The 17,574-nt window shown below is 64.6% G+C and carries 20 protein-coding genes and 1 other RNA gene; 5 read left to right on the forward strand and 16 right to left on the reverse strand.

Annotated features, from left to right (window positions below; translation table 11 throughout):
- The first annotated feature begins 66 nt into the window (after positions 1-66).
- Positions 67-1,605 carry a Ppx/GppA family phosphatase gene (locus KJP29_RS15955; RefSeq protein ID WP_218464513.1) on the forward strand — a complete coding sequence of 513 codons (1,539 nt, stop codon included), beginning with the start codon at positions 67-69 and terminating at the stop codon, positions 1,603-1,605.
- Positions 1,606-1,612: 7 nt separating this feature from the next.
- On the opposite strand, the gene KJP29_RS15960 is transcribed toward KJP29_RS15955, so the two are convergent.
- The 4 genes from KJP29_RS15960 to KJP29_RS15975 are packed head-to-tail and all read right to left on the reverse strand — an operon-like array spanning position 1,613 to position 4,377.
- Entirely contained in the window at positions 1,613-1,927 is a 315-nt protein-coding gene (locus tag KJP29_RS15960; protein ID WP_218464514.1) for an AAA+ family ATPase, read from the reverse strand.
- A gap of 57 nt (positions 1,928-1,984) precedes the next feature.
- Positions 1,985-3,013 carry an endonuclease/exonuclease/phosphatase family protein gene (locus KJP29_RS15965; protein WP_218464515.1) on the reverse strand — a complete coding sequence of 343 codons (1,029 nt, stop codon included), beginning with the start codon at positions 3,011-3,013 and terminating at the stop codon, positions 1,985-1,987.
- Positions 3,013-3,696 (reverse strand): molecular chaperone DjiA, encoded by a 684-nt coding sequence (locus KJP29_RS15970; RefSeq protein ID WP_218464516.1) that lies wholly within the window; start codon positions 3,694-3,696, stop codon positions 3,013-3,015. Before KJP29_RS15970 ends, KJP29_RS15965 begins: the two co-directional genes overlap by 1 nt.
- A 30-nt stretch (positions 3,697-3,726) precedes the next feature.
- Positions 3,727-4,377: a VOC family protein gene (locus KJP29_RS15975; protein WP_218464517.1), complete on the reverse strand. Its 651-nt coding sequence runs from the start codon at positions 4,375-4,377 to the stop codon at positions 3,727-3,729.
- Positions 4,378-4,522: 145 nt separating this feature from the next.
- On the opposite strand from KJP29_RS15975, the gene nhaA reads away from it, so the two are divergent.
- Entirely contained in the window at positions 4,523-5,719 is a 1,197-nt protein-coding gene (gene nhaA, locus KJP29_RS15980; protein WP_218464518.1) for a Na+/H+ antiporter NhaA, read from the forward strand.
- A gap of 14 nt (positions 5,720-5,733) precedes the next feature.
- Here nhaA and KJP29_RS15985 read toward each other — a convergent pair whose 3' ends face one another.
- From KJP29_RS15985 to KJP29_RS15995, 3 genes are read right to left on the reverse strand one after another with little or no spacing between them, the layout of a single operon-like run.
- Positions 5,734-7,068 (reverse strand): 8-oxoguanine deaminase, encoded by a 1,335-nt coding sequence (locus KJP29_RS15985; RefSeq protein WP_218464519.1) that lies wholly within the window; start codon positions 7,066-7,068, stop codon positions 5,734-5,736.
- Positions 7,065-7,868: an inositol monophosphatase family protein gene (locus KJP29_RS15990; protein ID WP_218464520.1), complete on the reverse strand. Its 804-nt coding sequence runs from the start codon at positions 7,866-7,868 to the stop codon at positions 7,065-7,067. Before KJP29_RS15990 ends, KJP29_RS15985 begins: the two co-directional genes overlap by 4 nt.
- 58 nt (positions 7,869-7,926) lie before the next feature.
- Entirely contained in the window at positions 7,927-8,295 is a 369-nt protein-coding gene (locus KJP29_RS15995; RefSeq protein WP_218464521.1) for a helix-turn-helix domain-containing protein, read from the reverse strand.
- Between the two features lie 370 nt (positions 8,296-8,665).
- Here KJP29_RS15995 and KJP29_RS16000 point away from each other — a divergent pair, with 370 nt between their 5' ends.
- On the forward strand, positions 8,666-9,634 hold the full coding sequence (locus tag KJP29_RS16000; protein WP_218464522.1) for an NADPH:quinone oxidoreductase family protein: 969 nt from the start codon (positions 8,666-8,668) through the stop codon (positions 9,632-9,634).
- Here the strand turns inward: KJP29_RS16000 and KJP29_RS16005 are convergent.
- On the reverse strand, positions 9,571-10,527 hold the full coding sequence (locus tag KJP29_RS16005; protein WP_218464523.1) for a LysR family transcriptional regulator: 957 nt from the start codon (positions 10,525-10,527) through the stop codon (positions 9,571-9,573). The genes KJP29_RS16000 and KJP29_RS16005 overlap by 64 nt on opposite strands.
- A 120-nt stretch (positions 10,528-10,647) precedes the next feature.
- Between KJP29_RS16005 and KJP29_RS16010 the strand changes: the two genes are divergently transcribed.
- Entirely contained in the window at positions 10,648-10,857 is a 210-nt protein-coding gene (locus KJP29_RS16010) for a DUF1127 domain-containing protein (RefSeq protein ID WP_255553635.1), read from the forward strand.
- Between the two features lie 136 nt (positions 10,858-10,993).
- Positions 10,994-11,731 (forward strand): Bax inhibitor-1/YccA family protein, encoded by a 738-nt coding sequence (locus KJP29_RS16015; protein WP_218464524.1) that lies wholly within the window; start codon positions 10,994-10,996, stop codon positions 11,729-11,731.
- Positions 11,732-12,108: 377 nt separating this feature from the next.
- Here KJP29_RS16015 and KJP29_RS16020 read toward each other — a convergent pair whose 3' ends face one another.
- The 8 genes from KJP29_RS16020 to gatC all read right to left on the reverse strand — a co-directional run bounded on the left by KJP29_RS16020 (position 12,109) and on the right by gatC (position 17,567).
- Entirely contained in the window at positions 12,109-12,657 is a 549-nt protein-coding gene (locus KJP29_RS16020) for a GNAT family N-acetyltransferase (RefSeq protein ID WP_255553636.1), read from the reverse strand.
- A 125-nt stretch (positions 12,658-12,782) separates the two neighbouring features.
- Positions 12,783-12,950, reverse strand: a complete 168-nt coding sequence (rpmG, locus tag KJP29_RS16025; protein WP_009572866.1) for a 50S ribosomal protein L33 — start codon at positions 12,948-12,950, stop codon at positions 12,783-12,785.
- A gap of 149 nt (positions 12,951-13,099) precedes the next feature.
- On the reverse strand, positions 13,100-13,810 hold the full coding sequence (locus KJP29_RS16030; RefSeq protein ID WP_218464525.1) for a DUF533 domain-containing protein: 711 nt from the start codon (positions 13,808-13,810) through the stop codon (positions 13,100-13,102).
- 72 nt (positions 13,811-13,882) lie between these two features.
- Positions 13,883-14,270, reverse strand: an RNA gene (gene rnpB / locus KJP29_RS16035) — RNase P RNA component class A.
- Positions 14,271-14,282: 12 nt separating this feature from the next.
- Entirely contained in the window at positions 14,283-15,008 is a 726-nt protein-coding gene (locus KJP29_RS16040; RefSeq protein WP_218464526.1) for an N-acetylmuramoyl-L-alanine amidase, read from the reverse strand.
- Positions 14,983-15,765: a hypothetical protein gene (locus KJP29_RS16045; RefSeq protein ID WP_218464527.1), complete on the reverse strand. Its 783-nt coding sequence runs from the start codon at positions 15,763-15,765 to the stop codon at positions 14,983-14,985. Before KJP29_RS16045 ends, KJP29_RS16040 begins: the two co-directional genes overlap by 26 nt.
- Before the next feature lie 33 nt (positions 15,766-15,798).
- Positions 15,799-17,280 (reverse strand): Asp-tRNA(Asn)/Glu-tRNA(Gln) amidotransferase subunit GatA, encoded by a 1,482-nt coding sequence (gene gatA / locus KJP29_RS16050; RefSeq protein ID WP_218464985.1) that lies wholly within the window; start codon positions 17,278-17,280, stop codon positions 15,799-15,801.
- Complete coding sequence (gene gatC, locus KJP29_RS16055) at positions 17,280-17,567, reverse strand: Asp-tRNA(Asn)/Glu-tRNA(Gln) amidotransferase subunit GatC (RefSeq protein ID WP_218464528.1); 288 nt, start codon at positions 17,565-17,567, stop codon at positions 17,280-17,282. The genes gatA and gatC overlap by 1 nt, the downstream gene beginning before the upstream one ends.
- Positions 17,568-17,574: the final 7 nt, after the last annotated feature.

Below are 17,574 nucleotides of genomic sequence, written 5' to 3' on the forward strand. Positions count from 1 at the left end.
AAAAACGGCTTGCGACGAGGCCCGCACGCGGGTCATAAGCGGCAGGAGGCCAACCGGGAGACCCGCATGGACGGAACCGAGGAACGCAACTGGGGCCCCTTTGGGCGGCCTCTGTTCGAGGACCCTTCCACCCGAAACCTGAGCCGTGTGGGCGTGGTCGACATCGGGTCGAACTCGGTGCGTATGGTGGTGTTCGACGGGGCGGCGCGCAGCCCGGCCTATTTCTACAACGAAAAGATCATGTGCGGTCTCGGCACCGGGATTGCGGAAAGCGGGCGCCTGCATCCCGAGGGCCGGATCCGCGCGCTGAAGGCGATCAAGCGATTTCAGTTGCTCGCGGCCGGGATGAAACTGCCCCCTCTGACCGCCGTGGCCACCGCCGCCGTGCGCGACGCCGAGGACGGGCCGGACTTTCGCGAAGAGGTTCTGCGCGAGACGGGGCTCACCATGCATGTCATTGACGGGCTGGAAGAGGCGCGGCTGTCGGCGCAGGGCGTGCTTCTGGGCTGGCCGGACGCCAATGGCCTCATGTGCGATATCGGCGGCTCGTCGATGGAGCTTGCCGTGATCCAGAACGGCGAAGTGGGCAAGCGCGTGACTTCGGGACTGGGTCCCTTGAAGCTCGCCGGGATCAAGGGCGGGAAGAAGGCGCTGAAGGCGCATATCGACGAAACGCTCGCCCGGCTCGCCGAAGAGGTCGGAACCGGACACGAACGACTGTTCCTCGTCGGCGGCTCATGGCGGGCCATCGCGCGGCTCGACATGCACCGGCGCAATTACCCGCTGACCGTCCTGCACGAATACCGCATGTCCCCTTCTGCCCTCGCCTCCACGCTCAAGTGGATCGGCAAGGTCGATCTGGAAGAGGTCCGCGCCCATACCGGCACGTCATCGTCTCGTATGTCACTGGTGCCGACCGCCGCCGAGGTGCTCAAACGCCTGACCCGCACCTTCCGGCCCAAGGAAATCGCGGTCTCGTCTTACGGCATCCGCGAGGGCATGCTTTACGAACAGATGCCTGACCGGCTGCGGGCGCGCGATCCGCTGATCGAGGCCTGCCGCTTTGCCGAACAGAAAGACGCGCGGATGCCGGGCTTCGGCAAGTCGCTCTATGCCTTCATCCGGCCCCTCGTCGCCACCGACCCCGCGCCCCGCCGACGGATCGTGAAGGCGGCCTGCCTGCTTCACGACGTGACCTGGCGGGCGCATCCGGATTATCGCCACGAGGTCTGTTTCGACAATGCTACGCGGGCAAACCTTGGCGGGCTGACCCATTCCGAGCGGGTGTTTCTGGGGCTGTCGCTTCTGCACCGCTACAAAAACAGCCGCGACGACAGTCCGTTCGAGGATCTCTTCGGCCTGCTCACCGAAAAGGAAATCGCGCGGGCCGAGGTCGTCGGAAAGGCGATGCGGTTCGGGGCCATGTTCGCGGTCGACGAGCCGCACAAGAAGGCCGAGCTTCTCTATCGCCCGAAAAAGCACGAACTGCATCTGACCATCAAGCCGGACGCTGCCGGGCTTTACGGCGAAGTCGCCGAGGCGCGGTTCCAGAGCCTCTGCCAGGCGCTGGGGGCGGAGCCCATGGTCAGGATCAAGGACTTCTGAGCCGCCCTTAAAGCTCGGTCCCCTCGGGCGCCTCGATCATTTCGTCTTCGGGCATCGGCGTTTTGCGGCGAATGATGATGTCGCCATTGGGCAGCCGCTCGGGAGCTTCGTAGTCGGTCAGATCGTCCAGATCCTCGAGCATCTCGCGCCAGGCATCCGCCACATCGCGCGACAGGGGCTCGAGCTCTTCCGACAATCCTTCGAGAAGCAGGCGAAACGCCTCGCTCATCTTGTCACGTCCCTGTTCGCCCTCGGTGTCCGACTGGGCGAAGACAGGAAGGGCGAGCGAAACGCAGAGGGCGATCAGGATCAATTTTCTCATGAAGAGAATATGGGGCGCCGGCACGGGCGCTCAAGATGTGTGGACGAAATGCCCCGATCAGATGGGCAGATCGACGCTGACCGGGAAATGATCCGAGGCCGCCAGCAGCGCATCGCGCAGTTCGGGTGTCTCGTAGCAGACGGGGTCGTCGAAGGGGTGCCAGATACGCCAGTCGGGCGAGAGCGCGGCGAGGTCGGGCGAGACCATGACATAATCTAGGAGCGCCTGAAGGAAGCGCTTCTCCTGCCGGATGTAGAAGCGCGCCGTGACCGGCATGGCGCCCACACGCGTGGAGAGCGCGAGGCGGGCGTGCGGGTCATAAAGCTGCGCTGCACCGCCCTCGCCCAGCACGATCTCGACCCCGGAACGACCGAAGAGCTTTTCGTATTCATCGAGCCCCGGACCATCGTTGAAATCGCCCAGCACGATCAGGCTCTCGCCCGCGATCAGATGCTCGTCCACCCTTTGCCGAAGCCAGATGCACTGCGCCATCTGCTTGCGCCGGTTCTCGATCGCGATGCGCGTGATCTCTTCGGGATCGTTCGAGCCGTAGGGGGCTTTCGATTTGGCGTGCACCCCGATGAGCCGCATCTCGCGCCCGCTGGGCAGATGGGTGAGCGCGACCTCGAGCGGCGGCTTCGACCAAGTGACGAGCTCGGGTGCCGCATCAATATCGAGGTCGATCCGAAACGTGCCGTCAAACCGGGGCGCGTCCGGGGCGCCCTTCTTGCCGGTTTCATGCCCGATGGGGTCGTGCCGGGCCGCGATCACGGCGGGATCGTAAAGCAGCGCGATTTCCTGCTGGGTCTGGTTCTCAAACCCCAGAAGCGCCCGCGAGGTGCGAAGATCGAAGGTGCGTGCGAAGTTTTCCAGCGCCGTGACGGTCGAGCGGCGGCGGCTCTCGTCGGGGGCCTCGATGATCATGACCGCGTCGGCGTCCATCGCGGTAAAGACGATCCCCAGAGCCGCCAGTTGATCCGCGCGGGTCACGTTGTGGCGCGCCGACCAGCCGTCATCCGCCAGAAGCCCGCCTTCCTTGTCGAAGAGGTTGTCGAACCATTCGACGTTGTAGGTCGCGATCCGCATCAGGCCGCCGCGCTCTGGATCTCTTCCCAGGCGCGGTTGATCGCGATGAGCTGTTTCTCGGCAAGCTTCACGGCCTCCTCCGGCACGCCACGTGCAATGAGCTGGTCGGGGTGGCTTTCGCGCACCTGGCGCCGCCATTCCGCCCGGATGTCCTCGATCGACATGTCCGGGCTCACGCCAAGGACGGTGTAGGGGTCGGGCGCCGCATCGGGCACGAACCGCGCGCGGAGCGCCCGGAACCGGCGCTCGTCGATCCCGAAGATGCGGGCCACCTGCTTCAGAAACTCGTTCTCTGCCGGGTGATATTGCCCGTCCGCCACGGCGATGTAGAAGAGCCCCTCCATCAGGTCGCAAAGCGCCGGGTCGCCCTGTCCGAACATGCGCGCGATCCTTTCGGCGTAGAGTTCGAAACCGGCAACGTCCGTGCGCGCGAGGTTGAAGACCCGCGCGGCATTCTGTTCCTCGGATGCGGGAATCGTGAAAACCTCGCGAAAGGCCGACACCTCGTTGCGGGTCACCTCGCCGTCGGCTTTCGCCATCTTGGCGCCAAGGGCGATGACGGCGATGGCGAAGGCCGCCGACCGTTCCGGCGGCGTGCCGGAAAACCGCGAAAAGACCTCGGACAGGCTTTCGCCTTTCGCGAGCGCGGCAAGGGCTTCGGTGATACGGGTCCAGAGCGACATGGGCCGATCTAACATCAATTGGACGGTCGGTTACAGGTCCATCTGGGCGGCAGCACGGCAAAGATCGCGCCCGCCGTCGGGCGTGTCGATCCGCGCCGTCATCGACAGGGGACCTTCCACCACGCGCACCCGGTCACGAAGCGTCGGATCGGTCAGGAAGGGTGCGAGCGCCTTGGCGAGCGCCAGCGCGTCCGGGTGGTGCAGGGTGAGCGACAGGAGGCGCAGGCCGGCTTCGGGAATGTCCGGACCGGGATGCGCGCCGTCCCATTGAATGAGGCTCGGAAAGAGGCCGTCGAACGGCAGTTTTCCGTCCGGCGGCACCGCCATGCGCCAACTGTAGGCCCCGCGCGACAATGCCGTACCCTGCCCCATGCCCGGCGGGGCGACGGCGAGCGCGGACCCGAGGTTCGGCACCCTGAGCACCCAGTTCGTCAACCGGGCCTCGCTCCGGGGCGTGTCCAGATCGAAGAACCGGGGCCGTCCCGGCGCGGTTGCGACGGGGTTCACCGCGATCACTTCGAGGTATTCTTCGGGCCCCAGCGAAAGAAGCCGGTTGTGGGTGCCCATGGCGACATGATCGCCGCCCCCGTCCATCGGTTGCCCGAGCGTGGTTTCGACAAGGGCCACCCCCTTGTCCAGCGCCGGGGTTGTGACCACCAGGTGGTCAAGTCGTGCAAGCATGATCCCAATCTCCGGGCGCGATTGTTACATGAAATGATTTCCAACGAAAATGTTATCTGGATCCATCCGTTAAGGGCGGGCGGAATGGTAAACTGGCCCTATATGTTCACGTAACATTGAACAATCAGGAAAGGGGACGGCGTCGATGCTCGAGAAGTTTTTCAAACATGAGGCGGCGGGCGGCATCGCGTTGATGTTCGCGGCCATAGCGGCGCTCATCATCGCGAACTCGGGACTTTCGACCTATTATGACCTCGGACTGAACTCGATCCTGTCGATCACCATCGCGGGCGAAGGCCTGTCCAAACCCCTGATCCTGTGGATCAACGACGGGCTCATGGCGATCTTCTTCTTCTACATCGGCCTCGAGCTGAAACGCGAAATCGTCGAAGGCAAGCTGAAGAACCCCCGCGACATCATGCTGCCCGGCCTTGCCGCCGTTGGGGGCATGGCGGTTCCAGCGGTGCTATATGCCGCCGCGAACTGGGGTCAGCCGACCATCGTCGGCTGGGCCATTCCCGCCGCGACCGACATCGCCTTCGCGCTGGGTCTGCTCGCGCTCGTCGGGAGCCGCGCGCCTGCCGGGCTCAAGATCTTCCTGCTCACGCTCGCGATCCTCGACGACATGGGGGCGATCATGATCATCGCGCTGTTCTACACGGCCGATCTCAAGACCTACTACCTCCTGCTCTCGCTCATCCCGCTGGCGCTCATGGGATGGCTCAATTTCCGCGCCGTGCACCGGATTGGGCCGATCATCATCCTGGGCATCGTGCTCTGGGTGCTGGTGCTGAAGTCCGGCGTCCATGCCACGCTGGCTGGCGTCATCACCGCCTTCTTCATTCCGCTCAATGACCGTTGGGGCAAGTCGCCGCTTCGATCGCTGGAGCATATGCTGCACCCCTGGGTCAGCTTCTTCATCATCCCCGTCTTTGCCTTCGCGAACGCCGGGGTCGTGATGGCCGGACTGACGCTTCAGGACCTCTTCGCCCCGATCACGCTGGGCATCGTGGCGGGCCTCGTGCTGGGCAAGCAGATCGGTGTGCTCGGCATCACCTGGCTCGTCGTCAAACTGCGCCTTGCCGACCTGCCTTACGGCGTGAACTGGAAACACGTCTACGGCGTCTCGGCGCTGGCCGGGATCGGCTTTACCATGTCGCTCTTCATTGGCGGGCTCAGTTTTGCGACAGCGGCCGATATGAACCACGTGCGGCTCGGTGTTCTGGTGGCCTCGCTCATTTCGGGCCTGATCGGGTTCTTCGTCCTCTTCGCCGCCGGCAACCCGGCCGAAGCGAAGACCGAGGTCTCCGACGCGACACCGGTTCAGCAACCCGCGCAGTAACGCCGGGACAGACCTTAGGACATGAGGCGCAGGGCCAAGCGGTTCTGCGCCTTGATCGTCTGGGCAAGGTCGATGGTCGTCAGATGCCCGTCGCGCACCACCTGCCGCCCCTCGACGATCAGGTGGCGGACCCGCGTCGGACCGCCCAGAAGCAGCGCCGCCGGATCCCAGTTTCCCGCCGCCTCGATCGTGGCCATGTCCCACAGCGCGAGGTCGGCGCGCTTGCCCACCGCGATCTGGCCGCAGTCGTACCGCCCAAGCACCTCGGCCCCGCCCCGCGTCGCAATCCAGAGCGCCTCGCGGGCGCTCATCTTGTCGGCGCCATGGACCACCCGTTGCAGAAGCATCGCCATGCGGGCTTCGGAGACTAGGTTTCCCGCGTCGTTGGATGCCGAGCCATCCACCCCCAGCCCGACTTTGACGCCGGCGTCGCGCATGGCGCGGATCGGAGCGATGCCGGACCCCAGGCGACAATTCGAGCAGGGGCAATGCGCCACGCCTGTCCGGCTTTTCGCGAACAAGTCGATCTCGGCCCCGTCGAGCTTCACGCAATGGGCGTGCCACACGTCATCCCCGGTCCATCCGAGGTTCTCGGCATATTGGCCCGGTCGACAGCCGAACTTCTCTTGGGAATAGGCGATGTCTTCGTCGTTTTCGGCCAGATGCGTGTGCAGCATCACCCCTTTGTCGCGCGCGAGGATCGCGGCCTCGCGCATGAGGTCCCGGCCCACCGAGAATGGCGAACAAGGGGCTACCCCGACCCGCACCATGGCCCCCTCCGAGGCATCGTGATGCGCATCGATCACGCGGATGCAGTCCTCGAGGATATCCGCCTCCCGTTCGACGAGGCTATCTGGCGGCAGTCCGCCCGCGCTTTCCCCGATGGACATGGAGCCGCGCGTCGGATGGAACCGGAGCCCGATGTCCCGCGCCGCGTCGATGGTGTCGTCGAGCCGTGATCCGTTGGGAAACAGGTAGAGGTGGTCGGAGGTCAGCGTGCAGCCCGACAAGGCAAGCTCGGCCAGCCCGGTAAGGGCGGAGACACGCATCTCCTCGGGCCCAAAGCGGGACCAGATCGGGTAGAGCGTCTTGAGCCAGCCGAAGAGGAGCGCGTCCTGCCCGCCCGGCACCGCCCGGGTGAGCGTCTGGTAGAGGTGATGATGCGTGTTGACGAGGCCCGGCGTGATGAGCAGCTGACGCCCTTCCATCACCTCGCCTTTTGGCGGCAGGTCCGGCCCGATGGCTGTGATCATGCCGCCCGAGATCTGAATATCGCAGTCCGCAAGCTCCGCCCCGGCGTCATCCATGGTCAGAACAAGGCGAGCCTGGCGGATGGTAAGGTCGGTCATTCTGCCGCCTTCGAGAGGATCGCCAGAGCGGCGGCATGGATCTGGGGGTTCGCGGCCGCCACGACGCGTCCGCCCATGTGCGCAGGGCCGCCCTGCCAGTCGGTAACGATACCGCCCGCGGCCTCGATGACGGCCATGGGGCCCTGAATGTCATAGGCCTGCAAGCCAGCCTCGACCACGAGGTCCACATGCCCCAGGGCGAGAAGCGCATAGGCATAGCAATCCATGCCATAACGGGTCAGCTTGCAGTGGCTCGCGAGGCCGTGGAAGGCGGCACGGTCCGCCTCGGAACCGACTTCGGGGAAGGTGGTGAAGATCGTCGCTTCATCGAGCGTCGCGGTTCCACGGGTGGTCAGTGTCGCCTCGCCCATAGGGCCGGTCGAGCGCGCGACGCCGAAGCCGCCCTCGAAACGCTCGCCGATGAAGGGCTGGTCGACGATGCCGAACCGGGGTCCGGCTTCGTCCCCCACCGCGATGAGCACCCCCCATGTGGGCGTGCCGGAAATGAAGGCGCGGGTCCCGTCGATGGGGTCGAGCACCCAGATCAGCCCGCTCGTGCCCGGTGTCGTCCCGTACTCCTCGCCCAGAATGGCATCGTCGGGCCGGCGCGCAGCAAGCACGTCGCGCATGGCGCATTCGGCGGCGCGATCGGCTTCGGTCACGGGATCGAAGCCGGTCGCAAGCTTGTTGTCGGCAAGAAGGGTCGTTCGGAAGTAGGGCAGAATCACCCCGCGCGCCGCATCGGCCATGGCATGTGCCGTTGCGATGAGATCGCGCTGAACGTCGTCTGAAATCGTCATACCGCCTCCGGTTTCACACCTTGGCGGTACGACCTGTGCCCTCTCCGGTCAAGTCGGCCTAGGCCGCGTCGGACAGGACACGGGCGAGTTCGAACAGGCGGCGACGCTGGTTCTCGGGGATTGCGTAGTAGCTGCGGATCAGTTCGAGCGCTTCCTTGTCGGCGAGGATGTCGTCCGGGAGATACTGCTCCATGCTCCGCTCCGCTCCACCTTCGAGACCCTCGAAGAAAAAGCTGACGGGCACGCCAAGCGCATCCGAAATGTCCCAAAGACGCGATGCGGAGACCCGGTTCATGCCGGTCTCATACTTCTGGATCTGCTGGAACTTGATCCCCACGCGTTCGGCGAGCTGTTGCTGGGTCATCCCCACCATCCAGCGCCGATGGCGCACGCGTTTGCCCACATGTACATCCACAGGATGCTTCATAACTGTCTCCAATCACTCGGTCCGCAACATCAATAGAGAGCGACAGTTCCCGTTCAACCACAACCTGTCTTTTTGTCCAGTTGGTAGACATGTTGAATGTCTCATACTTTCCAGACACTTATCAAGTTATCTTGTCTTTTCGATGCAGAAAAGGACTATGTCCTCGCCTCATCGAAATACGCGCATAGCGTGTTTTGCATCTTGCAATTCGCATTTTGCGAATCCTGGTCCCGAGACTCTTTCGCAGAGGCAACCGAAAGCCGCTCTGATCGTGATTCCGCCCCGGTGCACTTTCTCTCAAACGACCTACGTAGCGTAGCGCTCGCATCGACACGTTCACCAAAGTAGCGTGACGACCAAGGAGGACACGATGAGAGCATACCAGATTCTTTCCTATGACGAACCCCCGGAGATTGTAGAGGCCCCAGACCCCTCGCCTTCTGCGGGTCAGATCCTCGTCGAGATCGCGGCTTGCGGGCTGAACTTCGGTGATCTCCTGATGGCCAAGGGCCAATATCAGGAAAAACCGCCCTTGCCTCTGACGCTCGGGATGGAAGTCGCGGGCCGGGTCGCCGGACTTGGCGAGGGCGTCGACAATGTCGAAGTCGGTCAAAGGGTTATCGTCGGCGCTGGCCACGGCGGACTTGCGGATTTCGGTGTCTTCCCGGCGAACAAAGCGCAGCCGATTCCGGACAGCATGAGCTATACCGACGCGGCCGCCTTCAATGTCGCCTATGGCACGTCCCACGTCGGGCTCGATTACCGCTGCCGGTTGCAACCCGGCGAAAACCTGCTCGTTCTGGGGGCGGCCGGCGGTGTCGGCATGACCGCCATCGAGATCGGCAAGATGATGGGGGCCACCGTCATTGCCTGTGCGCGCGGCAAGGACAAGCTCGCGGTCTGCAAGGAGGCCGGTGCCGATCACCTCATCGACAGCGACGCCGACGACATCCGCGAGGCGGTCAAGGCGCTGGGGGGCGCGGATGTGGTCTATGACCCGATCGGCGGCGACCAGTTCAAGGCCGCGATGCGCGCCTGCAACCCCGAGGCGCGCATTCTCGTGGTCGGCTTTGCCTCCGGTGAGGTGCCGCAGATCCCGGCCAACCATCTGCTCGTCAAGAACCTCAATATCATGGGCTACTACTGGAGCGGCTATAACGCCTTCAAGCCCGAGGTGCTTCAGAACTCCATGCGGCAGCTCATCGCATGGTATGACGAAGGCAAGCTCAAGCCTCACGTGTCCCACGCGTTGCCGCTGGAACAGGCGGGCGAGGCTTACGAACTTCTGCGTTCGCGCAAATCGACCGGCAAGGTCGTGGTGACCACCGGTCGCGGCTGAGGCCACTGGCCGGGCGCATGGGTGGGGGTGATCCCCTGCCCGAGCGCGGCATAGGCCTGACGCAACATGCGCAGGAGCGCCTCGGCGGGCGCTCCGCGCAGGCTTTCCGCCACATAGAGATTGACGTGATTCGTCGACAGGTCCGGCAGGGCGCCGCCGTGGTCGATGGGCTCAAGCGGCTCCATCTGGGTGCCTGCCAGCCGCGCGTGGATGGCAAGGTCCGCAATCACGGTCGCGTCGATGGTCCGGCTCATCTCGCTCGTCACGGCCATTTCCCATGGGATGCCGGCAGCATCCAGCGCCGCCTGCACGCCGGGCCGGAACTTGCAGCGCTCCTCGAAGGCAAGCCGCACGGGCCGTTGGCGCCAGGCCTTGCCACCCGGCGCACCGACCCAGGTCATGGGCAGCGTACAGAGCGTTTCGCCGTTGCCCTCGCCCGCGTCCTCGGTCGTGAGGATCACATCACAGTTGCCGCGGGTGAATTCCTCTTTCAGCGCGCGGGTGAAAGACGAGATCAGGGTGATCTTCATGCGCGGAAACTCGGTGTTGAACTGGTGCAGGACCGGCGGCAGGGCCGGCAGCACGATATCATGCGGCACGCCAAGGGTGATTTCCCCCTCTAGCGTGTCATCGGTAAGCTTGGCCCAGATCGTGTCATTGAGCTCCAGCATCCGCCGCGCATAGGACAGAAGCTGTTCTCCCTCGGCCGTGAGGTCGAGCGACCGCCCGGATCGGTCGAAGAGCGCCGTTCCCACACTTTCCTCTAGTCGCTTGAGTTGCATGGACACCGCCGACTGCGACAGATGCAGAAGCCCCGCCGCGCGGGTGACGCCGCCCACGTCCACAACGGTGACGAATGCCCGCAGCGCGGTCAGGTCGAGATTGCGGGCCATATCAAACCTCGTGATGGAACAGTTCAAAATCATTCGTTTTGATAATTCACGTTTCTGTCGCAAATATCAAGCATCGTCATCAAAACAGACGGAAACATCACATTTCATAAAGGTCCCACCATGCCTATCGCCCTCCGCCGTTTCGGCGCCCGCCTGCCGCGTTTGCCCCTCATCTCCCTCGTCACGCAGATCGTCGCGACCCGGCGATCGCGCGTGGCCTTGGGCAACCTCAGCGATGCGCATCTCAAGGATATCGGCCTGACCCGCCGGCAGGCCTGGGCGGAAACAAACCGCCCCTTCTGGGAACTTCCGGAACGCCATCGCTGGTAATCTGTCGAAAATGTTATGCCCGGGGGCCATTTGGCCTCCGGAAATCCTTGAATTGCCACGCTCCTCTGCCAATATTTCCTCCGAGCCCGAGTGCATTGTGCACTTGGCCATGGGATAACTCTAACGGAGGCAGCTGATGGCTGAATATCAAACTGCCCGCGCAGGTGCTGGCACCCGCGCTGGACAGATCGACGAGGGGCTTCGTGCCCATATGAACAAGGTCTACGGGACCATGTCCGTGGGCCTTCTGGTGACCGCGGCGGTGGCCTGGGCCTTTGGCTCGTCGCCGGCGCTGCTGTCTCTCCTGCGTGACCCGGTGACGCTGTCGCCGAACATCTTTGGCTGGATCGTCATGTTCCTGCCCCTGATCATGGTCTTCGCCTTCGGCGCGGCGATCAATCGTCTCTCCGCCGCTGGCGCGCAGCTTTACTTCTACATCTACGCGGCCGTGATGGGCCTGTCGTTGTCGTGGATCTTCGTGGCCTTCACCGGCTTCTCGATCGCGCAGACCTTCCTCATTACCGCGATCGCATTCGCGGGCCTGTCGCTCTGGGGTTACACGACCAAGAAGGACATCTCCGGCTGGGGGTCGTTCCTGATCATGGGTCTGATCGGCCTGATCGTCGCGTCGATCGTGAACATCTTCCTGGGCTCGCCCGCGATCCACTTCGCGATCTCGGCCATCGGCGTCCTGATCTTCGCGGGTCTCACCGCCTATGACACCCAGAAGCTCAAGACCGAATACCTCGCCCACGCTCATGCGATGGACGCGGAGTGGCTCGCCAAATCGGCGATCATCGGTGCGCTGAACCTCTATCTGGACTTCGTGAACCTCTTCATGTTCCTGCTTTCCTTCCTCGGCAACCGCGAGTAACGACGACACATCCGGGCGCTTGATTGTCGCCCGATCCGGGCCGGTCCTTCGGGGCCGGCCCTTTTCGTTTTCCGTTGGGAAATTCTGGCACGAAAGCATCCGGGACAGGTCGCAATCTCGTCCCATTCGCCCGTCATTCCGATACTCGGGGGCTTGGTAAAGAAGGAAGTAACCATGGACACCATCACGCTCATCGGAGCCGGGGCGTTCCTCTGCGGGGTTGCGCTGCTCTACCTTCTGATGCAGCGGACCCGCAAACGCCGCATGGACAGCATCGAGGGTGGCGAGATCTGATCGGACCGCCATCCTGAGGGCGAACGGGCTGCGTGGGACCACGCGGCCCGTTTCTTATGTCCATTCCGTCATGCTGCGAGCGGTCACAACACGAGCCGCATCTGCACCGCCGGGAAAGACAGCCCCGGCGCCAGCGACAAAGACACCTGCCCTTGATCGACAAAACCGTGCCGGGCATAGAACCCGCGTGCCGTCAGCGTGGACAGGCACGACAGAACCCGGACCCCGGCCCCGCGCGCGCCCTCGATCGCATGACCCAGAATCACCGAGCCGATCCCCTGTCCGGCATGGCGCGGGTCTACCGCCACGTGGCGCATGTGGCCCCAGTCCATGGGCGCAGCGCCACCCGTCGGTCCAAGCCAGGTCCAACCGCCCGCCCCCACAAGCGCACCATCGCCCGCCTCGGCCACCTGATAGCCCGCCGCCGCGAGGAGCGACGGCCTGGCGACGCCGATCGTGGGCAGAGCGGCGGCCAGCACCTCGGGGGCGTAGTCCTTGGCAAGGAGCGTGCCGTAGCTCGCCGTGAGAAGCCGGGTCAGCGCCGCCTCGTCCTCGAGGCGGGCCGAGCGGATCATGAAGGGCGGGATCGCGGGCCGGGGCAAGTCGGCGCAGATATCGGGAGAGTGGATCATCCTGTCGGTCCTTTTGGCTGGTGTTCTTGCCGGGACCGCGCGGGGGAGTTCCTATGTCACCACAAAGAAAAACCGCGCGTCCCGGGAGGGTCGCGCGGCTTTTTCGGTTTCTTTCCGAAGAAGGCTTATTTGATCTTGCCTTCTTTGTACTCGACGTGCTTGCGCGCGACCGGGTCGTATTTCTTTACGACCATCTTTTCGGTCATGGTGCGTGCGTTCTTCTTGGTCACGTAGAAGTGGCCCGTGTCCGCGGTCGAGTTCAGGCGGATTTTGATCGTGGTCGGCTTCGCCATGGTTCCAGCTCCTCATCGGGCCTACGCCCGGTCGAATTCCTTGAAGCCCGCCTTTTACCGACGCCAGCCCGCGAGTCAACAGGGGAAAGCGAACCCTGCGCCAGAAATCCTGACGGAAGGGCTCGCCAACCGGCCTGTGGCCACCCGGCTCAGGGCCTGGGCTTGCCCATCGTGTCGTGAATCTCGGCCACCTGGTCTTCGGTCAACTGCAGGCCGGTCGCGAGATTGCGCAGGAACATCTTCTCGGCATCCGTATCGACGCTGATTCCCATCAGGGCCGAGGAATAGACCTGTGTCTTGGCGTTTTCCCCCGCCGAGGTGGCAAGCGCCATCGGGTCCACCGGCGCGGCGAGTTCGGCCTCGACGAAAGCGATCTCCTCGTCGGAGGCATCGTCCAGCATGTCGAGGATCTGCTTGCGCTCGGTCGGGTCGATCTCGCCGTCGGACTTGGCCGCCATGATCATCGCACGGATCATGAGCTTGGCGTTCTCTTCGGTCGCGCGGCCCACCGGCGTTCCGGCGGTCATCGAGGCGAACATGTCGCTCATCTGGCCCGAGCCCGCCTTCGCCGCCCCGGTCATCGCGGCGATGAGACTGCCCATGCCCGCTTCGGTCGCCTCCGACATGTCGGCCGCCTGGTTGCCCATCCGCCCCATCATGTCGCGCACGGCCTTGGCGCCGCCCGGCATGCCGTATTTCTCGGCCATCTGGCCCATCTGGTCGGCGAAGGTGCCTTCCTTGCCGGCTTCTCGCATCTGTTTGCGCAGCGCGTCCATGCCGCCCATGTCGCGGACCTTCTGCACGCCCTTTGCCGCGGCGAACCCCACGGCGAGCGTGGCCAATGTGCGAACGAAACTCATCGTCAGAACTCCCTGTTGATGTCTCCAGCCTGCGCCGAGCCGGAACAGGATGCAATATGCAGGGGGGCTGGGGCGCGCGGACGGCCTGTAAGCCGGATTCTGTTCCCCGGGGTCTCCCCCGGTTCGACGATCATTCCTCTGGTGACACCGTTGCCGGTGCCCTCTAGCTGCCAACCCGGACCTCTGGACCAAGGCGGTCCTGCCCACGCGGGGCGCGAGGTCCCTATTCGGCGTTGCTCCCGGTGGGGCTTGCCATGCCGGTCCTGTTGCCAGTCCCGCGGTGGGCTCTTACCCCACCGTTTCACCCTTACTCCGGTGATCCGGAGCGGTCTGTTCTCTGTGGCGCTTTCCCTTGGGTTTCCCCAGCCGGGCGTTACCCGGCACCGTTGCCTTGTGGAGTCCGGACTTTCCTCGACGCACCTTCGCTGAGCGGATGCGCCGCGACCGTCCGGCCATCCGCGCGAAACGGGACTTAGGCGCTGGTCACCGGTCGGTCAACGGGAAAGCGCGTGGCGAGATCGCGCAGGATCGCCATGTCGCCATTGTCGAGGGGCCCCCGCGCCCAGGGTCTAAACCGCTGCCGCAGCGCGTCGAGGACGGCCTCGGCGCCCTCCTCCACCGGATAGCCGAAGGTGGCCGCGTTGGCGAGAAAGGCCTCCTCCCCGACCTCGGGCGTCTTGTCCGTCGGCTCGGGCCAGATCCCGTGTCCGGCCCGCGCGAGCCGCCGCCAGTCGAACCGCCGTCCCGGATCGAACTTCCGGCGCGGCGCGAAATCGGAATGTGCGAGCAGGCCGTGGGCCGGAATGACCCAGCGCGCGCGGATGTCCGACAGGAGCGTCTCGAGCGCGGCCACGAGCGGTTCGGAGAAGGGGGTGAGGCCCGAATTGTCCAGCTCGATCCCGATGGAGCGCGAATTCACGTCGCCTGTGCCGCCCCAGTCACCGGCGCCCGCGTGCCAGGCGCGCATGTCTTCGTCCACCATCTGCCAGACCTGCCCGTCCCGGCCCACAAGGTAATGCGACGATACTTCGTGTTCCGGCGCGCAGAGCCGGTCGAGCGCCGCCTGGGCGCTCGCCATGGCGGTGAAATGCAGAACGATGAGGTTGGGGCGAAGCCGGTCGCGGCGCGGACCGAAGTTGGGAGACGGGTGCCAGAGCGCGCCCGCCGCTCCCTTACTGGGCGGTCGAGGTCGCGACATAGTCCGGTTGCGCGGGGACCGCATTGCGGGCGGCACGGAATGGCGCCGGATCCCAGAAACAGGCGAAGCCGTCGCCGTCCGGGTCGAGCCCCTTGGGATCACGTTCCGGCCCGCCCGCGTCGAGGAAGGCCTCCTGCGCGCGGTCCTGCGAGGTGAACTTGCCGCAGTTGCGCTCAAACCGGGACTGCGCCGCGATGATCGAACGGGAATACATCTGCTGGCCCTTGGGGTTGTTGGTGGCCAGCGCGTAATGAACGATCGAGGCGCCACCGCCACCTTCGCGCTGGGGCAGCGCGGTCGGCTGGATCACCACGTATTGTGCGCGGTTCTCGGCCAGACGCTGGGCATCGGACTCGATGCTTTCACGCTCGGACACGGCTGCGAAGTTCTGTTCATCGGAAATCGACGACACCGACGCCGCCGTCCCGGTTTCCACCGCCGCGACCGAGGTGCCGACCGTGGCGGGCCCCGTAGTCATCGGCATGGCCGTGGCATCCGGCATCGCAGTGGTCGCGGCGGGCGCGGTCTGAAATCCAAGCACCTGGCTCGCCTCGGCGGCAATCGCGGCTCCCTCGCTCGATCCGGCGGTCATGGTCGAATCCGTCGCCATGGCCGACAGCGGCTGCGCGGCCACCGGCGCTGCGGCAGGCATGACAGGTTCCTGCGCCTGATGGGCGTCATTCGGCATCGAACTCGAACAGGCCGAGAGGACGCCGGCAATAGCCAGAAGGGACAGGGGTGCAGCAAACATGCGCATGGTCGTGATCCTAGGAGGAAAGGTCCGTGCGCTCTACCACCATTTGTCAGGCTTGGAAACAAAACCCGCAGCTTGTTCCAGCGCATAGGCGGTATTCAGCAGATCGCCCTCTTCCCACGGCTTGCCGATGAGTTGCAGCCCGAGCGGCAGCCCCTGCTTGTCGAGCCCGGCCGGCACCGAGATTCCCGGCAGACCGGCGAGGTTCACGGTCACGGTGAACACGTCCTGCAGATACATTTCCACGGGATCGGCCTCGGACATCTCGCCCAGACCAAAAGCCGCGCCTGGCGTCGCGGGCGTCAGGATGGCATCCACGCCCTGACCGAAGGCCTCGTCGAAGTCGCGCTTGATGAGCGCGCGCACCCGGCGGGCACGGTTGTAGTAAGCGTCGTAGAAGCCTGCCGACAGCACATAGGTGCCCACCATCACGCGGCGCTGCACCTCGTGGCCGAAGCCCTCGGCGCGGGTCTTTTCGTACATGTCGACAATGCCCTCGCCTTTGCCGAGCTTGGCGCGGTGGCCGTAACGCACGCCGTCGTAACGGGCGAGGTTGGACGAGGCTTCCGCCGGCGCGATGACGTAATAGGCCGGCAGCGCGTATTTCGTATGGGGCAGCGAGATATCCACGATCTTGGCGCCTGCATCCTCGAGCATCTTGCGCCCGGTCTGCCACAATGCCTCGATCTCGTCGGACATGCCGTCGACCCGGTATTCACGCGGGATGCCGATGACCTTGCCGCGAATGTCGCCGGTCAGCATGGCCTCGAAATCCGGGACCGCGATGTCGGCCGAGGTCGAATCCTTCGCGTCATGGCCCGACATGGCTTCAAGCATGATCGCCGCGTCGCGCACGGTTTTCGTCATCGGCCCGGCCTGATCGAGCGAGGAGGCAAAGGCAATGATGCCCCAGCGCGAGCAGCGGCCATAGGTCGGCTTGATGCCCACGGTGCCGGTCAGCGCGGCGGGTTGGCGGATCGAGCCGCCGGTATCGGTGCCGGTGGCGGCGAGGCAGAGGTCAGCAGCGACCGCGCTGGCCGAGCCACCCGAGGACCCGCCGGGGGTCAGGTTGCGCTCGTCCACCTTCCACGGGTTCACGGCATTGCCATAGGCCGAGGTTTCGTTCGAGGACCCCATGGCAAACTCGTCCATATTGAGTTTGCCCAGCATGACGGCACCCGCGTCCGCGAGCTTACCCGACACGGTCGATTCGTATTCCGGCTTGAAGCCTTCGAGGATGTTGGACGCCGCCTGCGAGGCGACGCCTTTGGTGCAGAAGAGGTCCTTGATCCCCACAGGGATACCGCACATGGCGGGCGCGTCGCCGGCCTTGATCCGTGCGTCGGCCGCCTCGGCCCGCTCCAGCGCGATCTCGGGGGTCTTGTGCACGAAAGCGCCCAGCGCGTCGGCCCCGTCGATGGCGGCAAGACAGGCTTTGGTCAGTTCGACCGAGGTCACATCACCCTTTTTCAGCGCGTCACGGGCTTCGGCAATGGTCAGTTCGTTCAGATCGGACATCATTCAACCACCTTCGGCACGGCGAAAAAGCCCTCGCGGGCGTCGGGGGCGTTCTTGAGGATCTTGTCGGCCTGATTGCCTTCGGTGACCACGTCCTCGCGGCGCTTGAGGCGCATCGGCGTGACCGAGGTCATGGGCTCGATCCCGTCCACGTTCACCTCGTTCAACTGCTCGATGAACCCGAGGATCGTGTTGAATTCCTCGGCCAGCGCGGGAAGCGCGTCTTCCTCCACCCGGATGCGGGCCAGATGCGCGACCTTGCGCGCGGTGTCCTTGTCGATCGACATGGTGGTC

This window comes from Maritimibacter sp. DP1N21-5 (assembly GCF_019218295.1).
GTDB lineage: Bacteria > Pseudomonadota > Alphaproteobacteria > Rhodobacterales > Rhodobacteraceae > Maritimibacter.

Excerpts from the sequence above, each read along its gene's own strand:
- gatA (WP_218464985.1), bottom strand. The coding sequence starts at position 17,280 with ATGTCCGATCTGAACGAACTGACCATTGCCGAAGCCCGTGACGCGCTG.
- KJP29_RS15955 (WP_218464513.1), top strand. The coding sequence starts at position 67 with ATGGACGGAACCGAGGAACGCAACTGGGGCCCCTTTGGGCGGCCTCTG.
- KJP29_RS16010 (WP_255553635.1), top strand. The coding sequence starts at position 10,648 with ATGCCTATCGCCCTCCGCCGTTTCGGCGCCCGCCTGCCGCGTTTGCCC.
- KJP29_RS16000 (WP_218464522.1), top strand. The coding sequence starts at position 8,666 with ATGAGAGCATACCAGATTCTTTCCTATGACGAACCCCCGGAGATTGTA.
- KJP29_RS15960 (WP_218464514.1), bottom strand. The coding sequence starts at position 1,927 with ATGAGAAAATTGATCCTGATCGCCCTCTGCGTTTCGCTCGCCCTTCCT.
- KJP29_RS15990 (WP_218464520.1), bottom strand. The coding sequence starts at position 7,868 with ATGACGATTTCAGACGACGTTCAGCGCGATCTCATCGCAACGGCACAT.
- KJP29_RS16020 (WP_255553636.1), bottom strand. The coding sequence starts at position 12,657 with ATGATCCACTCTCCCGATATCTGCGCCGACTTGCCCCGGCCCGCGATC.
- KJP29_RS16045 (WP_218464527.1), bottom strand. The coding sequence starts at position 15,765 with ATGCGCATGTTTGCTGCACCCCTGTCCCTTCTGGCTATTGCCGGCGTC.
- KJP29_RS16005 (WP_218464523.1), bottom strand. The coding sequence starts at position 10,527 with ATGGCCCGCAATCTCGACCTGACCGCGCTGCGGGCATTCGTCACCGTT.
- KJP29_RS15970 (WP_218464516.1), bottom strand. The coding sequence starts at position 3,696 with ATGTCGCTCTGGACCCGTATCACCGAAGCCCTTGCCGCGCTCGCGAAA.
- KJP29_RS16015 (WP_218464524.1), top strand. The coding sequence starts at position 10,994 with ATGGCTGAATATCAAACTGCCCGCGCAGGTGCTGGCACCCGCGCTGGA.
- KJP29_RS15995 (WP_218464521.1), bottom strand. The coding sequence starts at position 8,295 with ATGAAGCATCCTGTGGATGTACATGTGGGCAAACGCGTGCGCCATCGG.
- KJP29_RS16030 (WP_218464525.1), bottom strand. The coding sequence starts at position 13,810 with ATGAGTTTCGTTCGCACATTGGCCACGCTCGCCGTGGGGTTCGCCGCG.
- KJP29_RS16040 (WP_218464526.1), bottom strand. The coding sequence starts at position 15,008 with ATGTCGCGACCTCGACCGCCCAGTAAGGGAGCGGCGGGCGCGCTCTGG.
- rpmG (WP_009572866.1), bottom strand. The coding sequence starts at position 12,950 with ATGGCGAAGCCGACCACGATCAAAATCCGCCTGAACTCGACCGCGGAC.
- gatC (WP_218464528.1), bottom strand. The coding sequence starts at position 17,567 with ATGTCGATCGACAAGGACACCGCGCGCAAGGTCGCGCATCTGGCCCGC.
- KJP29_RS15985 (WP_218464519.1), bottom strand. The coding sequence starts at position 7,068 with ATGACCGACCTTACCATCCGCCAGGCTCGCCTTGTTCTGACCATGGAT.
- nhaA (WP_218464518.1), top strand. The coding sequence starts at position 4,523 with ATGCTCGAGAAGTTTTTCAAACATGAGGCGGCGGGCGGCATCGCGTTG.
- KJP29_RS15975 (WP_218464517.1), bottom strand. The coding sequence starts at position 4,377 with ATGCTTGCACGACTTGACCACCTGGTGGTCACAACCCCGGCGCTGGAC.
- KJP29_RS15965 (WP_218464515.1), bottom strand. The coding sequence starts at position 3,013 with ATGCGGATCGCGACCTACAACGTCGAATGGTTCGACAACCTCTTCGAC.